Here is a 22,483-nt window from a genome sequence, read left to right on the forward strand (position 1 = left end):
CGTTCAGGAAGTGTTTCGTTCCATGCTCAAGAAGCCGCACCTGCCAGGAACAACGGAGGCACAGGGAGAATCTCCCCCGTGCCTCCGCGTTTTATCGGGCGCTGGTGTTCAGGCGGTCACTGCTCCGTCTCCCCGCCCTGCTGCACGCTGCGCTGGTCGAGCTGCTCCGCCGTGGCCACCTCGCCCTCGAAGGGGTGGATGTCGGACCGCGGCGCGCACGGCGCCGGCACGTCCACGTTGCTCTCGCCGCACGGGGCGCACGTCTCCTGGCAGCGCCACGCCATGTCCGTCAGCTCCTTGCAGGGCGGCGGCGGGGCGTTGGAGCAGCGCACGAGATCGTCGCAGTTGCACTGGCTGCGCATGGGCGGCGCGGGCGGGCAGAGCTGGAAGCCGCCGCCGCAGATGCTGGCGAGCTGGCGCAGCACCAGGCACCCCACCACCTGGCCCAGCTTCAGCCCGGCCTCGTGGTCGCTGCGCCAGTGGATCCCCGCCCACAGCCGCCCCATGCCGATGTTGTCGGCCATGTTGCGCAACTCGTCGCCGATCGTGGTGGCCGGCCCTCCCACGGTGAGCACCGGGGGCGTGGGATCGTTGCCGAAGAAGTACGCCAGGACGGTGCTGGCCGCGCCGGCGTACGTGCTGTGCCCCGAGGGGTAGGCGGGGTGGCGCGGCGTGCCCGGGCTGAACCCCGGCACCGGCGCGCAGGGGCGCGCATCCGGGCAGGTGATGTACATGGGGTTCAGCTCGTCCGGCCGGTCGAAGAGCACGTCCAGCTTCAGCCCCATGTCCTGCGCGTACTCGATGGGGCGCGGACGGCGCGAGGTGAAGTGCAGCGGGCTCAGCCACTTGTAGTACCACGCCGCCTGCAGCGCGCTGGCGATGGCCACATCCAGCGCCGCCCAGATGAGCGCCTGCCGCGGGGGCGACCACGACCGCGTGGTGATGAGGTAGTTGAGGGCGTGCCGGTGGAAGATTCCCGGCGTCTCCGACTCCACCGCGCGAGCCATCCCGCGCCCCGTGCGGATCACCTGCTGGCCGGGGAGCCGGTTGACCTGCACGGCCCCCAGGGCGGGCGGCATCAGGTTGAACAGGCGGCTGATGGGCGCACGGCACCCGAACGCCTTCGGAAGCTCCTTGATCGGCTCGCACGGCCACGCGGTGAGCGCCGGACACCCGCCCGTGGCGGATTCCAGGCTGCACGGCTCGTCGCGCAGCTGCCAGAGCTGCACCAGCTCCTCGAACTCCTTCTTGATCTCGTCCTGCCCCTCCGGCGTGCAGACGTCCGGGTAGGGGGGGAAGTACCCCGGGTTGCTGGGGTCGTCCGTCACCGAGATCAGCTCCTTGATGGAGATCACGCGGAGCTGGGGGCAGTGGTTCCAGAAGCTGGCTTCCGGCTCCACCTGGGGTCCCGTGAGCGCGTACTCAGGTACGTGGCACGGGTAGGGACTTTGAACGCATGTCATCCTGCTATCCTCCGCTGTAAGTGGACGCGGTCAACAACTTCAGACCGTAAATACGTGTCTCGCAATCTTCGGTCCTTGTTCGGTATTTGTTCGTGCTGTGGACGCAACGAGTACGGTGTGCGCGACGCGGCGAGTTGTATCCGCCTTCCCGGTGCCGTATTCTACCCGCGATCATGGTAGGATACGGCATCCGCGATACTGGAAACGTGACCACGAAACCGAGCGAGCCGCGCCCCGCCGCGGACGAGAATACGCCGTCGCACGACTTCATCCGCGCCATCGTCGCCGAGGACCTGCGCAACGGGCGCTACAGCGAGATCGTCACGCGCTTCCCGCCGGAGCCAAACGGGTACCTGCACATTGGGCACGCGAAGGCGATCCTGCTGAGCTACGGGATCGCAAAGGAGACGGGCGGGCGCTTCAACCTGCGCTTCGACGACACCAATCCCGAGACGGAGGACGTCAGCTACGTCGAGTCGATCATCGACACGGTGCGCTGGCTGGGCGCGGACTTCGGCGACAGGATCTACTACGCGGCGGACTACTTCGAGGAGATGTACCGCTTCGCCGAGTTCCTGATCGCGCAGGGGCTCGCGTACGTGGACAGCTCCACGGAGGAGGAGATCCGCGAGGCGCGCGGCACGGTGACGGAGCCGGGCTTCCCCACGCGCTTCCGCGACCGCACGCCCCAGGAGAGCCTGGACCTCTTCCGCCGCATGCGCGCGGGCGAGTTCCCGGACGGCTCGCACGTGCTGCGCGCGAAGATCGACCTGGCGTCGAAGAACATGCTGCTGCGCGACCCCCTGCTCTACCGCGTCCGCCACGCGCACCACTACCGCACGGGCGACGCGTGGTGCATCTACCCGCTCTACGACTACGCGCACCCCATCGAAGACGCCATCGAAGGGATCACGCACTCGCTGTGCACGCTGGAGTTCGACAACAACCGGGCGGTCTACGACTGGACGGTGGACCACTGGCAGGACTTCGTGCGCTCCGAGGGCGGGGCGCCGGCGCGGCCGCACCAGTACGAGTTCGCGCGCGGCGAGCTGGAGTACACCATCACCAGCAAGCGCAAGTCGCTGGAGCTGGTGAAGGGCGGGTACGTGAGCGGCTGGGACGATCCGCGCATGGCGACGCTGGCCGCCTTCCGCCGCCGCGGGGTGACGCCGGAAGCGATCCGCGCGTTCTGGGAGCGGATGGGGGTGGCGAAGTTCAACAGCCGCATCGACATCGCCAAGCTGGAGTTCGCCGTCCGCGACGACCTCAACCACCGCGCGCCGCGCGTGCTATGCGTGCTGCGCCCGCTGCGCGTCGTACTCACCAACTACCCGGAAGGGCAGACGGAGGAGCTTGACGCGCCGTACTGGCCGCACGACGTGCCCAACGAGGGCTCGCGCCCGCTCCCCTTTGCGCGCGAGCTGTTCATCGACCGCGACGACTTCATGGAGGACCCGCCCAAGGGCTTCTTCCGCCTCTCCCCGGGCGGTGAGGTGCGGCTGCGCTACGGGTACGTCATCCGCTGCGACGAGGTGGTCAAGGATGCCCACGGCGAGATCGTGGAGCTGCGCTGCTCGTACGACCCGGAGACGCGCGGCGGCAACACGCCGGACGGGCGGCAGGTGAAGGGGACGATCCACTGGGTCTCGGCCGAGCACTCGCGCCCCTGCGAGGTGCGCCTGTACGACCGCCTCTTCTCCGTCCCCCATCCCGAGGCGGGCGAGGGCGACTTCAAGGAGCACCTGAACCCCGAGTCGCTCGTGGTGGTGCAGGGCGCGCGCATCGAGCCCGGCGTGCGCGACGACCCGCCCGGGAGCCGCTACCAGTTCGAGCGCACGGGCTACTTCTGCTCGGACGTCGTGGACTCGTCGGCCGACCACCTCGTCTTCAACCGCACCGTCACCCTGCGCGACACGTGGGGCAAGGCCGCGCAGCCGGTGAAGTCACGGCCGGAATTGAGAGCGGAGAAGTTGGTGAAGCGGGCCGCGAACGCGGGCCCGAGGCCGGAGGAGCGCCCCGCCGCCCCGCAGGTCGCCCGCACGCCCGAGATGGAGGCGGCGCGCGCCCGCTACGAGAGCGAGCTGGGCCTCGCGCCCGTGGAGGCGGACCTGCTCACGCGCGACCCCGGCTTCGCGACGCTCTTCGAGGGCACCGTCGCCCTCGGCGCCGCGCCTAAGCCGGTGGCGAACTGGATCGTCAACGTCCTGCTCGTGGAGCTGAAGGAGCGCGGGATCAACGAGATCGCCTTCGGCCCCGCGCAGCTCGCCGAGGTCGTGCGGATGGTGGAGGACGGCACCATCTCCAGCGCCGCCGGCAAGACGGTCGTCGCCGAGCTCACGCGCGATGGCGGCGACCCGCGCGAGATCGTGGAGCGCCGCGGCCTTCGCCAAGTGAGCGACGACGCCGCGCTGGTGCCCGTCGTGGACCAGGTGGTCGCCGCCAACGCCGCCAAGGTGGCCGAGTACCGCGCCGGCAAGACGGGCCTGATCGGCTTCTTCGTCGGCCAGGTGATGCGCAGCACCGGCGGCACCGCGAACGCGGAGCGGGTGCGCGAGCTGCTGGAAGGGCGGCTGGGGTAGGGCCCTCACCCGGCAGCTTACAGCTGCCACCCTCTCCCACAAACAGCCGTGGGAGAGGGGGCGAACGTCGGTGCGCCGCCGGCCGGCGTCGAGGCACGCGGGTTCCCCCTCTCCCCGGCCCTCTCCACCGCAAGCGGGGGAAAAGGTGCACTCCGCCCCTGCCACGGCATCTCTGGTAGGGGCGCGATTCATCGCGCCCACCCTCGCCCCACCCCGATCTCCGCTCGCCGCACGATCTCGTAGGGGCAGAACTGCGTGTCTGCCCACCCTTTCCTCCACCTCGATCCCCACCCCTTCGCACCGAACCCGGTAGGGGCCGCCCCACGTGGCTGCCCGTGCCCTCCCCCGCAACGCCCCCCCGCAAACCGCACCAAACCGTGCCAAACGCCCCTCCCCCAGGTAGTTATTGGGGGAGGGGCCGCGAGGTGACGAGCGGGGGTGGGGGCCCTACCAGCGCCGCCGTGATCGTGCGCGCGCGCGTGGTCAGCTCCCGGTCGGCGCGGGGGGTGAGAAGGCGCAGGTCGCGGGGGCGAGGCGCGGGATGGGTGGCGTTGAGCGCGGGCGTCAGGAGCGATGCATCGAGCCCGAAGCGGCGCGCGATCAGAGTGCCGATCGTGAAGCGGCTCACCGCTTCGGGACCCACCAGGTTCCACACGCCCGAGCGCCGTTCCGCGGGGAGGGCAGCGATCTCCCAGAGCTGGCGGGCGAGATCTTCCACGAAGATCGGGCAGCGCAGCTCGTCCACGTACAGGCGCGACGGCTCGCCCGCGCGGAGCGACTCAACGAGGCGCGCGGTGAGGGCGTCCGGCGGGTCGGCGCGAACGATGAGGGAGGTGCGCGCGATGGCCGCATCCGGCGCGGCGGCCAGCACGACGCGCTCCGCCTCTGCCTTCCAGCGCCCGTACTCCTCGATCGGCGCCGCCTCGGCGGACTCGTCGTAAGGGGCGTGCTCGCCGTCCAGCACCAGGTCCGTGCTCACGTGCACGAGCGCGGCGCTGATGCCCGCGCACCCCTCCGCGACCGCGCGCGAGGCGGCCACGATGTCGCGCTCCGGATCCTCCTTGCAGTACGCCGTGTGGATCACCGCATCGGGGCGCAGGTGTTCAAGCAACGCGGCGACCGCGGGCGCGTCGGCCAGGTCCACGGTGTGCGCCGCGGCCCCGGAGACGGGGGTGCGGCGCTGCGTAGCGTGCACCTCCACGCCATCGCGCGCGGTGGAGATTAGCGTACCGCCGAGCAGGCCGGCGCCGCCGGTGATCAGGACGCGCATCAGGTCAGGGGTCGAAGGGGAGAAATCCGGCGAGGAGCGCGGGCGGCGGAAGTTCTGTGCAAACTCAAGGAATCAAGATGTCACGCAAACGCGCGAAGACGCGAAGGAAAGCACGGAAGTACTTTCTTTGCGCCTTTGCGTCTTCGCGTGAGACCCTTTCCTCCAATGCACACGGATTAGTGAGAAACGGCATTAGAGTTGGAAGGATGTCACCAGCCGCTTCTCTGCCTCGCCCTCGATCAGCGCTTCGAGCTCGATGTACGGCTCCAGGCCGCTCCCCTTGAGCTTCTCGCGAAAGAGCTGGTCGAGCTGGAAGACGCCGGCGGAGTTGGACATCTCGATCCGCACGCGCACCGGCTTGGTGACGCCGGGCTCGATGTGCACCGCCTCGATCGCCGCGGCGGAGACGGAGTGGATGCTCGCCGCTCCCGTGGCGAAGGGGATGCGCGAGCGGCCCTTGGCCATGTCCAGCGCGTCCGCCACGCGCACGATCCCCGCCTCCAGCGTCAGCGGCTTGCCGCCGGAGCGGTGGGCGATGATGGCATGCAGGATCTCCGAGCGCAGAATGGTGGCGGAGCGGACGTCGTACAGCTCGGAGAGCAGCTCCTTGATCTTGGCCTGGGCTACAAAGAGCGAGAAGCCCTCGTGGTCCGCGCGGTGGATCGACATCCCCAGGTCGTGGCAGAGCGCCGCCATGACGACCACCACCTCGGCGTCGTCGTTCCCCATCCCGTAGTTCTCCACCACGCCGGGCTTGGCGCCGCGCTCCAGCAGCATGCGCAGCAGCTTGGTGGCGATGTTCATCACGATCTTGACGTGCACCGGCCCGTGATCCGTCATCCCCAGCCGCTCAACCGCGTTGACGTTCGCCGCGAGCCAGAGGGAATACAGCTCCTCGTCCTGGTTGATGCGCTGGATGAGCGCCGCCACCTTGCGGTTGTTGCGGCTGGGGACGTTGAGCGGAAGGCGGTGGCTGAACCGCTCCTCCACCGTGCATCCCCACTGCGCCTGCTGCTCCTGCAAGTCCAGTCCTTCCGACATCCGTTCGTTCCGTGTTCGACAGGTGATCCGGGGCTCACCGAAGATGCGCGCCCGCCGGGGGCGATGACCGCCTCGCCATACTGTACCCCCTACGTGTCACGGCGGGGCCACAGTCCGACGGCGGTCCGCGCCACAACGCGAAGCGCGTACCGCCGCGTGCAGCAGATTACGGGTGCGGGAGCCGTTCGGCCAGAAAACGCGCCGCCTCGCGCTCCGCCCAGAACTCCGGCGCCCACGGCTTGCCCTGGATGAACCCCACGTGCCCGCCGCGCTCCGTAAAGACCGCCGTGAGGCTGGGATTGGCCTCCACCGCTTCGCGGGGGATGGCGTGCGGCGGGACGAACGGGTCGTCCGCGGCGTGCACCAGGAGCGTGGGCACGCGGATGGCGGAGAGAAACTGCGCCGAGCTGGACTGCCCGTAGTAGTCCGCCACGTCGCGGAAGCCGTGCAGACGCGCCGTCACCGCATCGTCGAAGTCGCGGAAGGATTGCGAAGAGAGCGCGCGCCGTGCGTCGCAGCGGTCCCCGATCTCCGCCTGCCTGTCGCCGAACTTGCGGCGGAGGGAGCGCAGGAGCACCTCCGTGTACCTGCGGCCCATGAAGCTGGCGTCCATGTACTCCGCGCCCGCCATGAGGTCGAACGGCACCGACACCGCCGCCGCCGCGCGCACCGCGGAACCCTCCCCCCGCTCTCCGAGGTACTTGAGAAGGACGTTGCCGCCCAGCGAGAAGCCGAGCGCGCCCAAGGTGACGTCCGGCTCGCGCTCGCGCAGGTGGCGAAGAACGGCGGAGAGGTCCGCCGTGTCGCCCGCGTGGTAGAAGCGGAGCGCGCGGTTCGGCTCGCCGCTGCATGAGCGAAAGTTCATCGCCACGGCGCGCAGACCGCACTCGGCCAGGGCGCGGCAGCTTTCCAGCATGTACGACGAGCTGGCGCTCCCCTCCAGGCCGTGCACCAGCAGCACCAGCGGCGCGGCGGCCGGGAGCGCGATCCCTTCGACCGTGGCCCAGTCCAGGTCCACGAAGTCGCCGTCCTCCGTCTCCATGCGCTCGCGCCGGTAGTGCACGCCGGTCCGCTCACGCAGGTAGCGCCCGGCGACGGTCTGGCCGTGCGCGCCCGGCAGCCAGCGCGCGGGGCGGAAGGGGCGCGGCACGAACGCCTTCGCGGGCGGCGGCTCGGTGCGATCGGGTTGGTTCATAGGCGAGTCAATCTACGCGCGGGCTTTCGCCCATCAACAGGCGTCGCGATATTTCGCGTCCCGCCGGAAATCCTCCCCCGCCGCTCACGATCCGCACCGTGTGGCTCCTCCCCATCTTCTCGCCCCTTTCCCGCTTCGCGCTCCGGGTGTTCTACCGGCTCGACGTGACGGGCGAGCGCGTGCCGTCGAGGGGGCCGGTTCTGCTGGTGGCGAACCATCCCAACTCGCTGCTCGATCCCGCGGCGGTGGTGGCGGTGGCGGGGCGGCCGGTTCGGTTCCTGGCGAAGGCGCCCCTCTTTGACGACGGGCAGGTGGGGTGGCTCGTCCGCGGCGCGGGGGCGATTCCGGTGTACCGCAAGCAGGATGACCCCGCCGCCATGAGCGGCAACGACGACACCTTTCGCGCCGCGCACGAGGCGCTCGCGGCCGGCGACGCAGTGGGGATCTTCCCCGAGGGCATCAGCCACACCAGCCCGTCGCTCGCGCCGCTGAAGACGGGGGCCGCACGCATCGCGCTGGGCGCCGCGGCGCGGATCGGCGGAGCATTCCCGGTGGTGCCCGTCGGGCTCGTGTTCCGCGAAAAGGAATCGTTCCGCTCCGAGGGGATGCTGGTGGTGGGCGAGCCCGTGGCCTGGGATGACCTTGCCGCGCGCGGCGAAGGCGACCGCGCCGCCGTGGGCGAGCTGACGGACCGCATCGACGAGGCGATCCGCCGCGTGACGATCAACCTGGACCGCTGGGAGGACGCGCCGCTCCTGGAAGCCGCAGAGGGCATCTTTTCCGCCGAGACGCCCACCGACCCTTCTCCCGCGGCGCGCGTACGGCGGATGCGCGAGGCCGCGGCGTCGCTGGCCCGCCTGCGCCACGACGAGCGCGGGCCCTGGACAGCGCTGGCGCACGAGGTGGCCGAGCACGCCCGCTCCCTCGAGGTGCTCGGGATGACGCCCGAACAGCTCAGGGCCGGCAATCGCGCCGACCTCGCCGCCCGGTGGATCGTGCGCCAGCTCGTCTTTTTCGCGCTGGGCGTCCCCATCTCCGCGGTGGGCACGATTCTTTTCTTCATCCCGTACCGCGCCACGCGCCCCGCCGCCGCGCTGACGAAGCCGAGCCACGACATGCAGGCCACCACCAAGCTGCTCCTCGGCTCGGTGATTCACCTGGTGTGGATCGTGGCGCTGGCGGCGGTCGCCGGCTGGCGCGTCGGCATCCTGGCCGGGCTGGCGGCGCTCCTCGTGCTCCCCGCGATCGGTCTGGTGACGCTGCACGTGCGCGACCGCTGGCAGCGCGCGACCGGCGAGGCGCGGCGCTTCATCCTGCGCGCACGCAGACGCCGGACGTTGGACGAGCTGCGCGCCCGCCAGCGCGAGCTCGCAAAGCGACTCAACGCGCTCTGGGAAGAGACCCGCGAGCCGCTGGCCCTCCCCTGAATCCCAAATCGGAGCCCCACCCCATGCTCGAGCCCGGAATCGCCGCGCCGCCTCCCGAAACGGTGCCGCACAAGGCGCCGCACGAGATCAGGCGCATCTCGGTGGCGAGCTGGGTGCTGTACGACCTGGCGAACACCATCTTTTCGATGGGCGTCATCTCGCTCTACTTCTCCCTCTGGGTGCGCGACCAGGTGGGGGCCACGCGCGCGGACACCACGTACGGGATCATCACGGCGATCTCGATGGCGCTCATCTTCATGTTCTCGCCGCTGCTGGGGGCGATGACGGACCGAGCGCCCAGGCGGATGCCCTTTTTGATCGTCAGCACGACGATCTGCGTCGCGTTCACGGCGCTCCTGGCGCGCTCCGGCTTCTACACCACGGCCGTCTGCTTCGTCGTCGCCAACGTGGCGTACCAGGCGGGGCTCCAGTTCTACGACGCGCTCCTCCCCGAGGTCAGCACCGAGGAGAACCGCGGCCGCATCGGCGGGATCGGAGTCGGCGTGGGGTACCTCGGCTCCTACTTCGCGGTCGGGATGGGCATCCTGCTTGGCACGGGTAACAAGCCGCTGCTCTTCACCGCCATCGCGGTCGCCTTCCTCCTCCTCTCCATCCCCTGCTTCCTCTTCGTGCGCGAGCGCGGCAACCCGCGTCCCCGCCCCATCGGCTGGGCGATGGTGCGCGACTCCACCTCGCAGACCATCCGCACGCTCAAGGAGGGACAGCGCTACCCAGGCCTTGTGCGCTTCCTCGTGGGCCGCGTCTTCTACACGGACGCCATCAACACCGTGATCTCCATCATGGCGCTGTACACGGTCAACGTCGCCGTCAGCACGGGGATGACGGAGGCGGAGGGGCAGAAGCAGGCGCAGTTCATCCTCATGTCCGCCATCACCTTTGCGGTATTGGGCGGCTTCTTCTGGGGATGGATGACGGACCGCCACGGCCCGCGCCGCACGCTGAACCTCGTGCTGATCGCGTGGATGGCGATCTTCACCTTCGCGGGAGCGGTCGGCATCGTGGGGCTCCCGCTCTGGTGCCTGTACGTGGTCGCGTGCGCCGCGGGCCTGGCGCTGGGCGGCGTGTGGGCCGCGGATCGCCCCTACATGCTGCGCCTGACCCCGCCGGCCCGCGTCGGCGAGTTCTACGGGCTGTACGGGATGGTGGGGCGCTTCTCCGCCATCACGGGTCCCATCATCTGGGCCGCTGTGACCTACCTGACCATTCAGGTGGCGCACATGATGCCCCGCGTGGGCCAGGGGATCGGGGTTCTGGTGCTGCTGGGGATGATCGTGCTGAGCTTCATCATCCTACAGCCCATCTCGGACAAGCCCCGCGAGTGGAGCGACGAAGAACGCGGAGACCGTTGACGATGGCCGATTGGAACAAGGCGTTCGGGCGCTTCCTGGACCGCGTGGACAACAAGATCGACGAGCAGCGGCGACGACTCGGCGCCACCGGGGGCGCGGGGAAGGTGGCGCGCATCGACGCGTACCGCGGCTACGGGACGCCGGAGCGGGCCTTCGTGCGTGGGCGCGTGCTGCGCGGCTCCCCCATCCCGGCGGCCGACGCGGCGGACAGCGTGTGGCTGAACCTGGCCTCCATGGTCCAGCGCTTCGAGAGCGACGAGGTGCCGCGCGCCCGCGTCCGCGTCGTCTTCGCCGGCGGCGAACGCACCGTGACGACGGACGACGAGGGGTACTTCGAGTGCGAGGTGGATCCGCGCCCCCCCTTTGCCCCCAACGCCATCTGGCACGAAGTCGTGCTGGAGCTGCTGGAGCCGCTCGAGGGCGACGAGCCCGTGCGGACGCTGGCGCACGTCATGGTGCCGCCGGCCGCGAGCGCGTTCGGGGTGATCAGCGATCTGGACGACACGGTGATCCGCACCGGCGTCGCGTCCAAGCTGCGCATGGCGCGCACGGTCTTCTTCGGCAACGCCCGCACGCGCGCGCCCTTCCCGGGCGTGGCGGCCTTCTACCGCGCGCTCCAGCACGGCACGGGCGCGGCGCCGTTCAACCCGATCTTCTACGTCTCCAGCAGCCCCTGGAACCTGCACGACCTCCTCGCGGAGTTCCTGACGCTCCAAAAGATCCCGCTCGGCCCCCTCCTCCTGCGCGACTGGGGGCTCTCCGGCGAAGTGCTCCCCACCTCCAACGAGGAGCACAAGATGAGGGCGATCGAGCGGATCATGACCCACTACCCCACCCTCCCCTTCATCCTGGTGGGCGACACCAGCCAGGAGGATCCGGAGATCTACTCGCGCGTCGTGCACAGCTACCCGAACCGCATTCCCGCCGTCTACATCCGCAACGTGGAGGCGCGGCCGGAGCGCGTGGAAGCCATCCGCGCCCTCGCCGCGGAGGTGGAGAAGGCCGGGAGCGCCCTCGTGCTGGCCGACGACACCCTTGCCGCCGCCGAGCACGCCGTCTCCCGCGGCTGGATCGCCTCCGACGCCCTCGCCGAGATCCGCGCCGAGGCCGACGCCAGCACCCAGCCCCGCGCCTCCGCCGCCGGCGAGGAGGTCAACGAGGAGCTGAGCACGGAGTAGCCGCCCGAAGCTCGGCCGGCCTGAAGCGCCCGTGTAAGTCCCGCACGGGTGCTTCACTGTCTATTCGCGCTCCTGCTTCGGAGGCGGGCCGAGGACTTCAGGGCCATCGTAGTTCCTCCACATCTCGATCGCCTCTGCGCTGAGCGATGCGAAGAACAAGGGCTTGCTCAGTATCCGCGCCCGGGCAACCTCAGGCGGCGGAGCCGGAATGTCGTAGCGCAGACGGTTGAGAAGCCCGCGGGCTTTCACCCGATGCTTCGCCCGGCGTGCTGGCGGTGCTTGTTTATCCATGATCAGATCTCCTTCAAGCAGTATCGCGGCCCCTGCAAATCCTGAACAACCTTGAAGCCCAGGACCTCATAATGGGCAACCAGGTGGCGATCGGGGTTGCGCAGGACCAATCGGGTCGAGCCTATCACGCGCCCGTAATTCTCCGCCACAGCAATTGCCACCCGGATGATGACGCCCCGAAGCCGAACCGGAGGCGGCTCGGGACGTCTCTCGACAAATGTCAGCGTAAATGTGTGCCGCAGCCCACCGGCGCGGGAGCGTGACGCCTGACCGAGTGCCAGCCCACACAGGTCGGAGCCATACCAGACCGCCATCGGGAGCACGGCGGCGCGTTTTGGAAGCGCGCGGACGAGCTCGGGCCAATTCCATCCTCCCACACCACGGGGGTGCTTGCGACGCGCCCAGCTTCGCTCCCACTCCACGAGAGCCGTCGCATCGATGTCCGCAAGCCGGAGTTCGGGTCCGATCCCGAGATTCGCGATCACGTCGTTTCGGGCGGCATCGTACGCTTCGAGGCGCGCCTGGCGGTGCCGGTCCGACGCGGCCCGGTACGAATCCACGGCTAAGGTCCCCGCCCAGGTATATCTTCCGCATCCATACTCGTCTCCGGTGTGTGCGTTCCACACCAGATACTCCGTACCGCGAACCCGGGATCATCAACGCCACACCTCCGCCACCAAGGGCGCTACACGGTACTAACGGCGGCCCGAGTGGGGCGGAACGCCAAACCTGCGGCATACCCTATGCAACGGGGAGGCGCTCCGCCGTGCAATGAGGTGCGGTGTGATGGACGGAAACGAGAGATGGAGATGTCGTAATGCACAAAGGACGCGATTTCCTGATCGCCCAGGTCAGCAACAACGTGATGCAGCACAGGACGCTGCTGGAGAGCCTGGAAGACCACGAGAAGCAGGCGCAGGACGCGCGCTTCCGCGAGCTATGCACGCGCTACATCCCGCAGATGCGCCAGCACCAGACGATGATCGAGGAGTACCGCGCCACGCTCGGCGAGCCCGGCGGCGAGGCGCTCAAGAACGCGCTCGGGTTCGTGCTGGGGAAGGCGAAGGACGTGGCCGACGCGGTGCGCAACGACGACTTCCTGCGCATCGTGGAGGACATCGTCATGATCCGCCAGGCGCAGGACACCTTTGCCACCTTTGCCGCCGTGGGCGAGCGCATCGGCGAGCCGCGCCTTGCCGAGATCGGCCGCACCTGCGAGAAGCAGCACGACGAGATGCAGCGCGAGTTCAACGCGCTCGTGCAGGAGATGTTCGTCAAGAACGTGCAGGAGTAAAGAACAAAGCTTCACACAGAGAACACAGAGGAAACAACAAGCCGCGGAGGAAAGCCCTTTCTGTTGTTTCTTGCCGTGTCCTCTGTGTCTCTGTGTGAGGCAAGCAGTTGCAGTGCCGAAGCTCCACGCTACATTGTCCCGCCTGGCCGCACGGACGGCCCCAAACCAGCCCGAATCCAGGCGGACACCGCATGAACATGGTCTACTACGCCCACTCGGGGCTTCGCTACCTGGTGCTCCTCGCCGGGATCGCGGCGATCGTCATCCTGGCGCGCGGGCTCTCCGGGAAGCGCCCGTACGACCGCCCCGCGCGCATCTCCACCGCGGCCTACACCGGCTCGCTCCACCTGCAGGTCGTGCTGGGGATCATCATGATCGTGCTCGGGCGCTGGTACCCGGCGCTGATGGGGCACCTGATCATGAACCTCCTTGCGGTGGCCGCCGCGACGGTGCTCTCCGCATGGGCCAAGCGCGAGGCGGACTCGCAGCGCGCCTACAAGTATGGGCTCACCGGCGTGGTCGTCTCGCTCCTCCTCCTGATGGGCGGAATCGCGGCGATCGGGCGGCACCCGTTCCAGAGCCGTGCCCTCGATCAGATCGAGGCCGGCGCGCGATGAGCGCGACGCTCCTGTACGAGCGGTCCATCCCCGAGGGGGTGCAGGACGGGGCACCCCTGGTGGTGCTCCTCCACGGCCGCGGGAGCGACCGCTTCGACCTTGCGGGGCTGGCGCCGCACATCGCCCCGGGTGCCGTCGTGATCACTCCGCAGGCGCCGCACTCCGGCGTGCCGTGGGGCTACGGGCCGGGATGGGCGTGGTACCGCTTCCTCGGCCGCAACCGCCCCGAGCCGGAGAGCTTCGAGGCAAGCCAGGACGCGCTCGGCACTTTCCTCTCCGAGATCCGCGCCACACTCCCGGTGAAGACGGGCCCCCTCGTCCTCGGCGGCTTCTCGCAGGGCGGGGTGATGTCGATGGCGTACGCGCTCCGCAATCCCGGCGCGGCGCCGATGGTGATGAACTTCAGCGGCTTCCTGGCCGACCATCCCAGCGTGCGCCCCACCCCGGAATCGGTTGCGGGGACGCGCTTCTGGTGGGGGCATGGGACGATGGACCCGCAGATCCCCTTCGACCTCGCTATCGAGGGGCGCGGGCTCCTGCAGTCCGCCGGCGCGGAGCTGGAGACGCGCGACTACCCGATGGGCCACGGCATCTCGCCGGACGAGGCGCGCGATGCCCGCGCCTGGATCCAGGCCGAAGTGGCGCGCCCGGGATGATCCTGGACACGGGGGCGCTCTCCAACCGCGAGCGCTACCAGCTCCTCACCTCGCTGGTCGTGCCCCGCCCCATCGCGTGGGTCTCCACGCAGTCGGCGGCGGGCGCGCGGAACCTGGCGCCGTTCAGCTACTTCGCCGCGGTCAGCGCCACACCGTTCCTCATCTCCATCTCCATTGGCAGCCGCCGCGGCGAGCCCAAGGACACCCTCCGCAACATCCGCGAGACCGGCGTCTTCTGCATCAACGTCGTCACCGAGCCGCAGCTCCCCCAGATGAACACGACCTCCGGCGAGTACGGGCCGGAGGTCGATGAGTTCGAGCGCGCTGGCTTGCTAGCCGCGCAGGCGGAATCGGTGGGCGCGCCCTACGTTGCGGACTGCCCCGCCGTGCTGGAGTGCCGGCTGTTCAAGGAGGTGGAGCTGGAAGGCTCCGTCAACACGCTCGTCATCGGCGAGGTCCTGCGCGTCCGCCTCTCCGACGCCGCCCCGCTGATCCCCGCCACCCTCCTCGCCGACAGCGTCGCCCTTCGGCCCGTCGCACGCCTCTGGGGCGACCTGTACTCCACCCTCGGCGAGATCCCGGTGCTCGCGCGGTAAGCCTTCGAACTGCAGCGAGCTGATGTGATAGCCCCATAGCGTCACGCGGCGGCGGATCTCGGCTCGACACGCGTCTTGGTTACTCCGCACTCCGCATCGACTCGAACGAGGTAGATACCTCCAGGGGATAAGCGCACCGTGATCCTTGTTTGTACGATTACGTAAGGCTATAATTCCCACCGAAGAAAAGCCAAACAGGACAACGATGATGACTAATTCCAAACATCTTGCGGTGCGACCCGAGGCGGACACGGAGACCGTCGAGGACTTGGTAGGCAGAGTGACGCGAGGAACCGTCAGAATCCCGTCATTCCAGCGTGGCCTCAAATGGGGCCCTACTGACGTAATCTCTCTTTTTGAGAGCATCTATCGTGGATATCCTATCGGATCTCTGCTCCTCCGCAAAGGCGCAGCAGATGCGGCGTCCATCAAGATAGGCCCGTTACGCATCGATGCCCCGGAAACGCCGTCCGCGCTGTGGGTGATCGACGGGCAACAACGACTTACCGCGCTTGCGGCAGGACTAGCGCGTCCCACGCCGGTGCCGTCGACACCGGTCGATCCACACGTTGTATACTTTGACGCCGCCAACCAAAGCTTCCACGCCCCGCCTAAGAGTGGAGATATTCCCAGCACCTGGGTTCCAGTTGCTCATCTACTCGATGCATCCGATCTAAGCGAATGGATTTTTAGCTGGCCGCATTCTGGTGACGCGTCCCTCCGTACCTCCGTGTTCCAAGCAGGAACGCGGCTACGACAGTACCGCGTTCCGCTCTACGTAGTAGAGACGGATGACGAAGAGTTGTTGAAGGATATCTTTTTCCGCACGAACAATTCCGGCAAAGCTCTGGAGTGGAAAGAGGTACATGATGCTCTCTTCGGAGACTCCGCCGACCGGCCGACCACGTTGAGCGACTTGGCTTCCGAACTTCAGCAGTTAGGGATGGGCCGGCCAGACGAGGAGCAGCTTCACTCCTGCCTCATAGCGTACAAAGGACTGGACGTCACCAGAAGTTTTGCAGAGCACTACCGGAAAGACCCGGACGTTCTCCGTGATGCTGTCCGAGACGCGTTGCCGGCGATCCGGCGTGTTTTATCCTTCTTGAGGAGGTACGCGGAAGTCCCCCATCTGCGGCTGCTTCCCAGATCACTGCCGCTTGTTGTCCTCACACGTTTCTTCCACCTCTTCCCTGACCCAAGCGCCCGGTCCCTCCAACTGCTTGCGCGTTGGATCTGGCGTACGTTACTCACAACCGCCTTCTATGATGAGCGGACTCTCCTGCGACGCGGTGTAGCCGTGATTGATGCAGACGACGAGGAGAGTAGCGTTCAGTCGCTACTGGCGCTCGTCCCAAACTCTGAGCCCGCTGACTTCGCCCTGCCTGCCCGATTCGACGCCCGGGCCGCTGAAAGCAGGATAGCGCTGCTCGGGATGACATCGCTCAATCCTCTCGATCTGCATGACGGTCGCCCCATCGATGTTGCCGCTCTCATCGAAGAGCGGGATGCGGCCGCGTTCCGCAGCATAATTCCACACCATTCTGGCCTCGCCCGCAGCCCGGCAAACCGGATACTCCTTCCTGGGCTCGGAAGTGCTCGCAAGGAATTGCTCGCGCTCCGCGAGGAGCGGCTTACCGACGTCCTCGCTTCTCATGCCATATGTGGGGACGCGCACGCGGCGCTCCTGTCCGGCAGGCCTGAAGAATTTCTTCAGCATCGTAAAGCCGAAATCGAGCGGGCAGTCCGCGACCTTGCGCGTCGGTTGGCGGCGTGGGACCGGAATGACCGGCCTTCGCTCCAGTACATACTTGCCGATGCAGGCCAGGAGGACTGATGGCCCACTACGATGTACATCTTCATGAAATCTCTGTGGGCCAAGTGGCACATGACGAAGTCCAGAACCGCTCGTCCTTCCGGTTCTCGGAGGACTATCGTCGTTTGCCTCGCCGGCCGGTCTTGGGACAGTACTTCGAGGACGACTTACACCGGACTTACCGTGGTAAGCGCGACTCGATCCCTCCGTTTTTCGCCAATCTCGTTCCGGAGGGAGCTCTCCGCGACTTGTTGCGCCGTTCACTTAACCTAGACGCAGATGCGGATCTCCCCATCTTGGTAGCGGTAGGACGGGATCTGCCCGGTGCGGTGGAAGTGCTACCCGCCGCAGTAGATGCCGGGCTGTTTGCGGATTCTGACGAAATCCTCGGAGAGCGGAACGGAAAAGAACCCCTTGGAGGTCGAGAACCGGAAGACCTTGGTCTTCGCTTCTCGCTCCCCGGCGTTCAAATGAAATTTTCCGTTCTGAGGGAAAGCGAGAAAATCTCCCTTCCAGTGCACGGTCAACTCGGTGACTGGATCGTAAAGCTCGAGTCGCGACGCTTTACGCGACTCGTGGAGAACGAGTATGCGACGATGCAGTGGGCTCGGGCGACCGGCATGGACGTTCCCGACTGCCAAGTGGTACCGCTGGAGACGATGCCATCCGTTTTGCGTCCGTTCGCACCGGAGGGTACCGACGCATTCATGATCCGGCGATACGACCGAGAAGGGATGCGAAGGATACACCAGGAGGATTTCGCACAAGTCGTCAATTTACCTCCGTCTCACAAGTATGAACAAATCACGTATGACGGGGCTGCAGGGCTGGTGCGTCAGATAGTGGGATTTGAAGGTTACCTCGAATACATCCGTCGCCTCGCGTTCATGATCGCCTCAGGAAATATGGACGCGCATCTCAAAAACTGGTCACTGCTCTATCCGGATGACGTGGCCGCGGTGCTGTCTCCGTTGTACGATCAGGTGGCGACAGTCGCATGGCCCGACGAAAGTGAGCGCAAGTTGGCATTGAATCTTGCGGGCAATAAGGATCCTTTTCAGACTGACCTACCTGCCTTCGGGAGGCTTGCGGTGAAGGCGGGGGGCGACCCGAAGGAGACCCTACGGGTGGTAGACCAGACGCTGGATGAGGCTGCGAACGCTTGGGCTACGTCGGTAGCTGCCGAATCAATGCCACCGGAACATGTCACGCGCCTGCGCGATTATTGGAGTCGCGTTCCGCTGCTAAAACCGCACTTCGGCAGGTTCTCGCGCGGATAGAACCCGCACCGCGGGAAGCCTCGCCGCGAGCAATTCTGAGTCGCGGACCCACTCACCTCAGACCTTCAGTCTACCAGCCCATCCACGCGCTTCGCCGAGAACCCCGCCGTCGCGCGGTCGCCCGCGACGATGACGGGGCGGGCGACGAAGGTGTACTCCTCCGTCATCAAGCGGAGGAGGTCGTCTTCGGTGAGGGTCTGCTCGCGGAGGCCCAGCTTGCGGTACTTCATCGCGCGCTTCGAAAACAGCTTCTCCGCGCCGCCGACTTTGCGGGCGAGGTCCTCGACCTCGGCGCGCTTCAGGGGCTGGGCCTTGAGATCGCGGAAGGAGGTGATGGGGACGCCGCGGTCGTGCAGGTGCTGGACGGCCTTCTGGCAGGTGGTGCAGTGGGGGAGCCAGTAGACGTCGACTCCCCCCGCGTGCTCGGATTCGCTCACTGCGTCTCCTGAAGGACCGGCGAGTCGGCCAGGTACGCGGCCACCAGCGCGACCACCTCGGCGTCGGTGAGGGTGCGGTCGCCGGTCTTGGCGTGCTGGAAAACGTGGCTGCAGAGGGCGTCGTCGTCGCCGTCGAAGCCGTGGGCACGCATCCAGTAGCGCACGTTGGAGAGGCCGCTCATCGGCGAGATGTCGATCTTCTGGCAGAGGCCGAAGAGGCCCGCTGGGACGCCGGAGTAGATGCGGTCCGCCAGCCAGGCGTCGCCCTTGGCTTCGGCCTTGATGATGGCGGCGGCGTGCACGCCCGTGCCGGTGCGGAAGGCGTCCTCGCCGAAGACGGGCCAGTTGTACGCCAGCGGCACACGGCAGGCGCGCGCGGCGCTCTGCACGTAGTCGTTGAGCTTCGACAGCTCCCAGTCGTGCAGGCCCAGCAGCTTCAGGTTCACCAGGAGGAGGTCCATCTCCGCGTTGCCGCAGCGCTCGCCGATGCCCAGCGCGGTGCCGTGGATGCGGTGCGCGCCCTCCTCGATGGCGGCCAGGCAGTTGGGCATTCCCAGCCCCCGGTCGCGGTGGCCGTGCCAGTCGATCTTGACGTCCTCGCCGCTGGGCTTGACGATCTCGTCGATCACGAAGCGGATCAGCCGGCGGACGCCGTGTGGGGTGGCGTGCCCCACCGTGTCCGCCAGGCAGATGCGCCGCGCGCCGCAGCTGATGGCGGTGCCGTACAGCGCCCTGAGCACCTCCGGCTTCGCGCGGGTGGTGTCCTCGGTCACGTACATCACCGGCAGCCCCTCGGCGACGGCGAAGCTGACCGCGTCCTCGGTGGCGCGCAGCATCCGGTCCAGCGTCCAGTCTTCGGCGTACTGGCGGATGGGGGACGATCCGATGAAGGTCGCCGCCTCGATGGCGATCCCCGTGCGCTGCGACACCTCCACGATGGGCTGCACGTCCGCGCGGACGGTGCGGGCGGCGCAGTTGGGCTTGATGGGGAGGCGCTCGTCCGCAATTACGCGCGCCAGTGCTTCCACGTCTCGCACCGCGCGCGGGCCGGCGCCGGGAAGGCCGATGTCCGCCGCGGCGATCCCCAGCTCCGCCATCAGGTGGAGGAGGTGGATCTTGTCCTCAATGGGCGGATCGGTCACCGAAGGCGACTGCAGGCCGTCGCGCAGCGTCTCGTCGTTGAGCTGCACGCCGCGCCGGGTGGAATAGTCGAACGAGCCGTCCTGCGTGTTCCAATCGAAGACCAGGTCGCGCTCCTGCATGCGATCCTCGCGGGCGGGGGTTGAGGGGAGGCGCCCCGGGCTCGGGCACGCCCTGCATCATAATGAACGGCAGGCAGATGCGAAACCCGCGGCGGCTCGGTTGACAGCCCCGCCGCCGCGCGGCATCATCATCCCCTCGGCCCCTGATACCGCAACCGGCAGCGCGCCCTGACCTCCGCCCTCCGTCCCGTCCGCGAGCTGGCCCACCGCACCGACGACGCCACGCTCCGCGACCAGCTGGAGCTGGTGCGCATCCCCGCGCCCCCGTTCGGCGAGGGGGAGCGTGGCGCGAGCGTGCTGGAGCGCCTGCGCGAGGCCGGGTACCGCGATGCTTCGGTCGACGAGGTCGGCAACGTGCTCGCCATCCTGCCAGGCGCGGCGGGCGCGGAGCCGGTGGTGGTGGCCGCGCACCTGGACACCGTCTTCCCCGCCGGAACCGACGTGGAGCCGCGCCTCGACGGCGGCCGCATCTACGCGCCCGGCATCACCGACAACTCGCGCGGGCTGGCGGGAATGCTGGCCGTGGCGCGGCTGGTGCGCACCGCAAGCGTCCGCACGCGCCGCCCCATCGTCTTCGTCGCGACGGTGGGGGAGGAGGGGACGGGGGACCTTCGCGGGGTGAAGCACCTCTTCCGCGAGGGATCGCCGCTGCGCACGGCGGCGGCGTTCGTGGCGCTGGACGGCTCGGGGGTGCGCCGCATCGTGCACCGCGCCATCGGGTCGCGGAGGCTGCGGGTGACGGTGGAGGGCCCCGGCGGCCACTCGTGGGCGGATCGCGGCGCGCCCAACCCCATCGTCGCCCTGGCCGCCGCCACCGCCGAGGTGAGCACGCTCGCCCTCCCCCACCCGGAGCGCTCGTCGCTGACCGTGGCGCGCATCGGCGGGGGAACGAGCATCAACGCCGTTCCGGACGCGGCGTGGCTGGAGCTGGACATGCGGAGCGAGGTCCCCGGCGTGCTGCTGGAGCTGGAGGCGAGCGTGCGCGGGATCGTGAAGCGCGTGGTGAGGGAGGAGAGCACCGGGCGCCGCAGCGGCACGCAGGCGCTGAGCTGCGACGTGGCCGTCATCGGCGACCGCCCATCCGGCGAGACGCCCGCCCGCTCGGAGCTCGTACGGATCTCCACGCAGGTGACCTCGTCGCTCGGTGCCAAGCCGGAGCTGGTCTCCTCTTCGACGGACGCCAACGTGCCGATGGCGCTCGGCATCCCCTCCATCGCCATCGGCGTGGGCGGCGACTCGGGCGGCATCCACACCACCGACGAGTGGTACGCCAACGACCACGGCGCCCTGGGGATCGAGCGCGCGCTGCTGATCGTGCTGGAGGCCGCGGGGGTGGTGGGGTAGGTCCCCTCACCCCCCCCCGGCCCCCCTCTCCCGACTGCAGGAGAGGGGGGAGATCGCGGCGATCTACGCGCTGTCTCGGCATTGGGGAACGCGATCATCCGGTAGGGGCGCGATTCATCGCGCCCACCCTGTACGTTCCTCGACCTTCGCCCCATGCACCGATCCGGTAGGGGCAGACCTGCGCGTCTGCCCTCCGCCGCCCCGTCTCAGCCCCGGCCTCTCACACCGAAACCGGTAGGGGCCGCCCCGCGTGGCTGCCCGTGCCTTCCCCCGCGCCGATCCCTGCCGCCCGCACCCATGCACGCAAGCCGCCCCTCCCCCAGGTAGTTATTGGGGGAGGGGCGGCGAGTTCACGAGCGGGGGTGGGGGCCCCCTACCCCGCCTTCACCACCGAGTGGTCGCCCAGATCCACCTGGCCGCGCACGCCGGTGACCTGGACGTTGCTCCCGATCAGGGAGTCGTGCAGGTCGCAGCCGTCGATCACCGACTTCTCGCCCACGATGGTGTCGCGGAGCTTGCTGCCGCGCACGGTGGCGCCGGCGGAAAGGGTGACGTTGGGGCCGATCTCGGCGTTCTCCAGCGTCACGCCGTCAGCCACGTGGACCGGCTCGTGGACGGTCACCCCGTCGGCGGCGGCGGGGGAGCGGCCGCGGGTGGTGCTCAGGACGTGGAGGTTCGTCTCCAGGAGCGTGTCCGGCTTGCCCGCGTCGTACCACCCCTCCACCGGCGCCACCAGCAGCTTCCCGCCGTGGTCCACCATGTACTGGAAAGCGTCGGTCAGGAAGTACTCGCCGCCGACGCCGGGGTCGGACGACATCACGTGGCGGATCCCCTCGAAGAGGAGCTTCCAGTCGCGGATGTAGTAGAGGCCGATGTTGGCCAGCTTGCTCACCGGCTCCGTGGGCTTCTCGATGATCTTCTGCATGAAGCCCTGCTCGTCCGTCACGATCACGCCGAAGCGCTGGTAGTCCTCCACCTCCTTGGCCCAGATCACCCCCGCCACGTCCTGGGGGAGACGCTTTACGAGCGAGAGGTCCGCGTCGAACAGGGTGTCGACGAAGATGATCAGCAGGTCCTCCTGCACGTACGGCTCGGCGAGGGCGATGGCGTCGCCGGTGCCGCGCTGCTCCACCTGCTCCACGTACACGGCCTTGAAGTCCGGGTACTCGCGCGCCATGAACTCCTCCACGCGCTCCTTCAGATGCCCGGTGATGCACACCGCCTCGCCCACGCCGAGCTCGCGCAGCTCGTCCAGGATGTAGGCGAGCACGGGCTTGTCGCCGACCTTGAGGAGCGGCTTGGGGGTGACGTGCGTGTGCGGGCGAAGGCGCGTGCCCTTGCCGGCAAGCGGCATCACGACTTTCATCGGT

At 68.3% G+C, this 22,483-nt stretch carries 20 protein-coding genes; 11 read left to right on the top strand and 9 right to left on the bottom strand.

The features are described 5' to 3' along the window. Nucleotides 1-116: 116 nt before the first annotated feature. Complete coding sequence (locus VF584_08260) at nucleotides 117-1,400, bottom strand: vanadium-dependent haloperoxidase (protein HEX8210166.1); 1,284 nt, start codon at nucleotides 1,398-1,400, stop codon at nucleotides 117-119. Nucleotides 1,401-1,669: 269 nt separating this feature from the next. Between VF584_08260 and VF584_08265 the strand changes: the two genes are divergently transcribed. Next, complete coding sequence (locus VF584_08265) at nucleotides 1,670-4,042, top strand: glutamine--tRNA ligase/YqeY domain fusion protein (protein ID HEX8210167.1); 2,373 nt, start codon at nucleotides 1,670-1,672, stop codon at nucleotides 4,040-4,042. 403 nt (nucleotides 4,043-4,445) lie between these two features. Here VF584_08265 and VF584_08270 read toward each other — a convergent pair whose 3' ends face one another. From VF584_08270 to VF584_08280, 3 genes are all read right to left on the bottom strand, one after another. Then, nucleotides 4,446-5,312 carry a sugar nucleotide-binding protein gene (locus VF584_08270; protein ID HEX8210168.1) on the bottom strand — a complete coding sequence of 289 codons (867 nt, stop codon included), beginning with the start codon at nucleotides 5,310-5,312 and terminating at the stop codon, nucleotides 4,446-4,448. Nucleotides 5,313-5,504: 192 nt separating this feature from the next. Continuing rightward, nucleotides 5,505-6,353: an HD domain-containing protein gene (locus VF584_08275; protein ID HEX8210169.1), complete on the bottom strand. Its 849-nt coding sequence runs from the start codon at nucleotides 6,351-6,353 to the stop codon at nucleotides 5,505-5,507. A 166-nt stretch (nucleotides 6,354-6,519) separates the two neighbouring features. Then, the gene (locus VF584_08280) at nucleotides 6,520-7,548 is read right to left on the bottom strand and encodes an alpha/beta fold hydrolase (protein ID HEX8210170.1); all 1,029 of its coding nucleotides are present in this window, start codon (nucleotides 7,546-7,548) and stop codon (nucleotides 6,520-6,522) included. Nucleotides 7,549-7,646: 98 nt separating this feature from the next. On the opposite strand from VF584_08280, the gene VF584_08285 reads away from it, so the two are divergent. Genes VF584_08285 through VF584_08295 form a run of 3 tightly spaced genes read left to right on the top strand, consistent with a single transcriptional unit; the run spans nucleotide 7,647 to nucleotide 11,523 of the window. Next, nucleotides 7,647-8,975, top strand: coding sequence for a 1-acyl-sn-glycerol-3-phosphate acyltransferase (locus VF584_08285; GenBank protein HEX8210171.1), 1,329 nt, complete (start codon nucleotides 7,647-7,649; stop codon nucleotides 8,973-8,975). A 23-nt stretch (nucleotides 8,976-8,998) separates the two neighbouring features. After that, entirely contained in the window at nucleotides 8,999-10,345 is a 1,347-nt protein-coding gene (locus tag VF584_08290; GenBank protein ID HEX8210172.1) for an MFS transporter, read from the top strand. A gap of 2 nt (nucleotides 10,346-10,347) precedes the next feature. Next, nucleotides 10,348-11,523: a phosphatase domain-containing protein gene (locus VF584_08295; GenBank protein HEX8210173.1), complete on the top strand. Its 1,176-nt coding sequence runs from the start codon at nucleotides 10,348-10,350 to the stop codon at nucleotides 11,521-11,523. 60 nt (nucleotides 11,524-11,583) lie between these two features. Here the strand turns inward: VF584_08295 and VF584_08300 are convergent, their stop codons facing one another. Then, nucleotides 11,584-11,814, bottom strand: coding sequence for a hypothetical protein (locus VF584_08300; GenBank protein HEX8210174.1), 231 nt, complete (start codon nucleotides 11,812-11,814; stop codon nucleotides 11,584-11,586). 2 nt (nucleotides 11,815-11,816) lie between these two features. Further along, a complete protein-coding gene (locus VF584_08305) occupies nucleotides 11,817-12,374 on the bottom strand; it encodes a hypothetical protein (protein HEX8210175.1) in 558 nt (185 codons plus the stop codon). A 257-nt stretch (nucleotides 12,375-12,631) separates the two neighbouring features. Between VF584_08305 and VF584_08310 the strand changes: the two genes are divergently transcribed. The 6 genes from VF584_08310 (at nucleotide 12,632) to VF584_08335 (ending at nucleotide 18,070) form a co-directional block, all read left to right on the top strand. Beyond that, complete coding sequence (locus tag VF584_08310; protein HEX8210176.1) at nucleotides 12,632-13,108, top strand: hypothetical protein; 477 nt, start codon at nucleotides 12,632-12,634, stop codon at nucleotides 13,106-13,108. Between the two features lie 191 nt (nucleotides 13,109-13,299). Further along, on the top strand, nucleotides 13,300-13,725 hold the full coding sequence (locus tag VF584_08315) for a hypothetical protein (protein HEX8210177.1): 426 nt from the start codon (nucleotides 13,300-13,302) through the stop codon (nucleotides 13,723-13,725). After that, the gene (locus VF584_08320; protein ID HEX8210178.1) at nucleotides 13,722-14,381 is read left to right on the top strand and encodes an alpha/beta fold hydrolase; all 660 of its coding nucleotides are present in this window, start codon (nucleotides 13,722-13,724) and stop codon (nucleotides 14,379-14,381) included. The genes VF584_08315 and VF584_08320 overlap by 4 nt, the downstream gene beginning before the upstream one ends. Further along, on the top strand, nucleotides 14,378-14,977 hold the full coding sequence (locus VF584_08325) for a flavin reductase family protein (protein HEX8210179.1): 600 nt from the start codon (nucleotides 14,378-14,380) through the stop codon (nucleotides 14,975-14,977). Before VF584_08320 ends, VF584_08325 begins: the two co-directional genes overlap by 4 nt. A 205-nt stretch (nucleotides 14,978-15,182) precedes the next feature. After that, nucleotides 15,183-16,811 carry a DUF262 domain-containing protein gene (locus VF584_08330; GenBank protein ID HEX8210180.1) on the top strand — a complete coding sequence of 543 codons (1,629 nt, stop codon included), beginning with the start codon at nucleotides 15,183-15,185 and terminating at the stop codon, nucleotides 16,809-16,811. Further along, complete coding sequence (locus VF584_08335) at nucleotides 16,811-18,070, top strand: HipA domain-containing protein (GenBank protein HEX8210181.1); 1,260 nt, start codon at nucleotides 16,811-16,813, stop codon at nucleotides 18,068-18,070. The genes VF584_08330 and VF584_08335 overlap by 1 nt, the downstream gene beginning before the upstream one ends. Nucleotides 18,071-18,135: 65 nt before the next feature. On the opposite strand, the gene VF584_08340 is transcribed toward VF584_08335, so the two are convergent. Both VF584_08340 and VF584_08345 read right to left on the bottom strand, forming a co-directional pair. Next, complete coding sequence (locus VF584_08340) at nucleotides 18,136-18,507, bottom strand: ArsC/Spx/MgsR family protein (GenBank protein HEX8210182.1); 372 nt, start codon at nucleotides 18,505-18,507, stop codon at nucleotides 18,136-18,138. Next, a complete protein-coding gene (locus tag VF584_08345; protein HEX8210183.1) occupies nucleotides 18,504-19,769 on the bottom strand; it encodes a hypothetical protein in 1,266 nt (421 codons plus the stop codon). The genes VF584_08340 and VF584_08345 overlap by 4 nt, the downstream gene beginning before the upstream one ends. A gap of 246 nt (nucleotides 19,770-20,015) precedes the next feature. Between VF584_08345 and VF584_08350 the strand changes: the two genes are divergently transcribed. Beyond that, nucleotides 20,016-21,113 carry a M20/M25/M40 family metallo-hydrolase gene (locus VF584_08350; GenBank protein HEX8210184.1) on the top strand — a complete coding sequence of 366 codons (1,098 nt, stop codon included), beginning with the start codon at nucleotides 20,016-20,018 and terminating at the stop codon, nucleotides 21,111-21,113. Between the two features lie 373 nt (nucleotides 21,114-21,486). On the opposite strand, the gene VF584_08355 is transcribed toward VF584_08350, so the two are convergent. Continuing rightward, on the bottom strand, nucleotides 21,487-22,479 hold the full coding sequence (locus tag VF584_08355; protein ID HEX8210185.1) for a sugar phosphate nucleotidyltransferase: 993 nt from the start codon (nucleotides 22,477-22,479) through the stop codon (nucleotides 21,487-21,489). Nucleotides 22,480-22,483: the final 4 nt, after the last annotated feature.

This window comes from Longimicrobium sp., from assembly GCA_036389135.1.
GTDB lineage: Bacteria > Gemmatimonadota > Gemmatimonadetes > Longimicrobiales > Longimicrobiaceae > Longimicrobium.

Coding starts and splice junctions, on each gene's coding strand:
- VF584_08295 (HEX8210173.1), top strand. CDS start 10,348: ATGGCCGATTGGAACAAGGCGTTCGGGCGCTTCCTGGACCGCGTGGAC.
- VF584_08310 (HEX8210176.1), top strand. CDS start 12,632: ATGCACAAAGGACGCGATTTCCTGATCGCCCAGGTCAGCAACAACGTG.
- VF584_08275 (HEX8210169.1), bottom strand. CDS start 6,353: ATGTCGGAAGGACTGGACTTGCAGGAGCAGCAGGCGCAGTGGGGATGC.
- VF584_08335 (HEX8210181.1), top strand. CDS start 16,811: ATGGCCCACTACGATGTACATCTTCATGAAATCTCTGTGGGCCAAGTG.
- VF584_08325 (HEX8210179.1), top strand. CDS start 14,378: ATGATCCTGGACACGGGGGCGCTCTCCAACCGCGAGCGCTACCAGCTC.
- VF584_08280 (HEX8210170.1), bottom strand. CDS start 7,548: ATGAACCAACCCGATCGCACCGAGCCGCCGCCCGCGAAGGCGTTCGTG.
- VF584_08315 (HEX8210177.1), top strand. CDS start 13,300: ATGAACATGGTCTACTACGCCCACTCGGGGCTTCGCTACCTGGTGCTC.
- VF584_08290 (HEX8210172.1), top strand. CDS start 8,999: ATGCTCGAGCCCGGAATCGCCGCGCCGCCTCCCGAAACGGTGCCGCAC.
- VF584_08320 (HEX8210178.1), top strand. CDS start 13,722: ATGAGCGCGACGCTCCTGTACGAGCGGTCCATCCCCGAGGGGGTGCAG.
- VF584_08330 (HEX8210180.1), top strand. CDS start 15,183: ATGATGACTAATTCCAAACATCTTGCGGTGCGACCCGAGGCGGACACG.
- VF584_08270 (HEX8210168.1), bottom strand. CDS start 5,312: ATGCGCGTCCTGATCACCGGCGGCGCCGGCCTGCTCGGCGGTACGCTA.
- VF584_08300 (HEX8210174.1), bottom strand. CDS start 11,814: ATGGATAAACAAGCACCGCCAGCACGCCGGGCGAAGCATCGGGTGAAA.
- VF584_08345 (HEX8210183.1), bottom strand. CDS start 19,769: ATGCAGGAGCGCGACCTGGTCTTCGATTGGAACACGCAGGACGGCTCG.
- VF584_08355 (HEX8210185.1), bottom strand. CDS start 22,479: ATGAAAGTCGTGATGCCGCTTGCCGGCAAGGGCACGCGCCTTCGCCCG.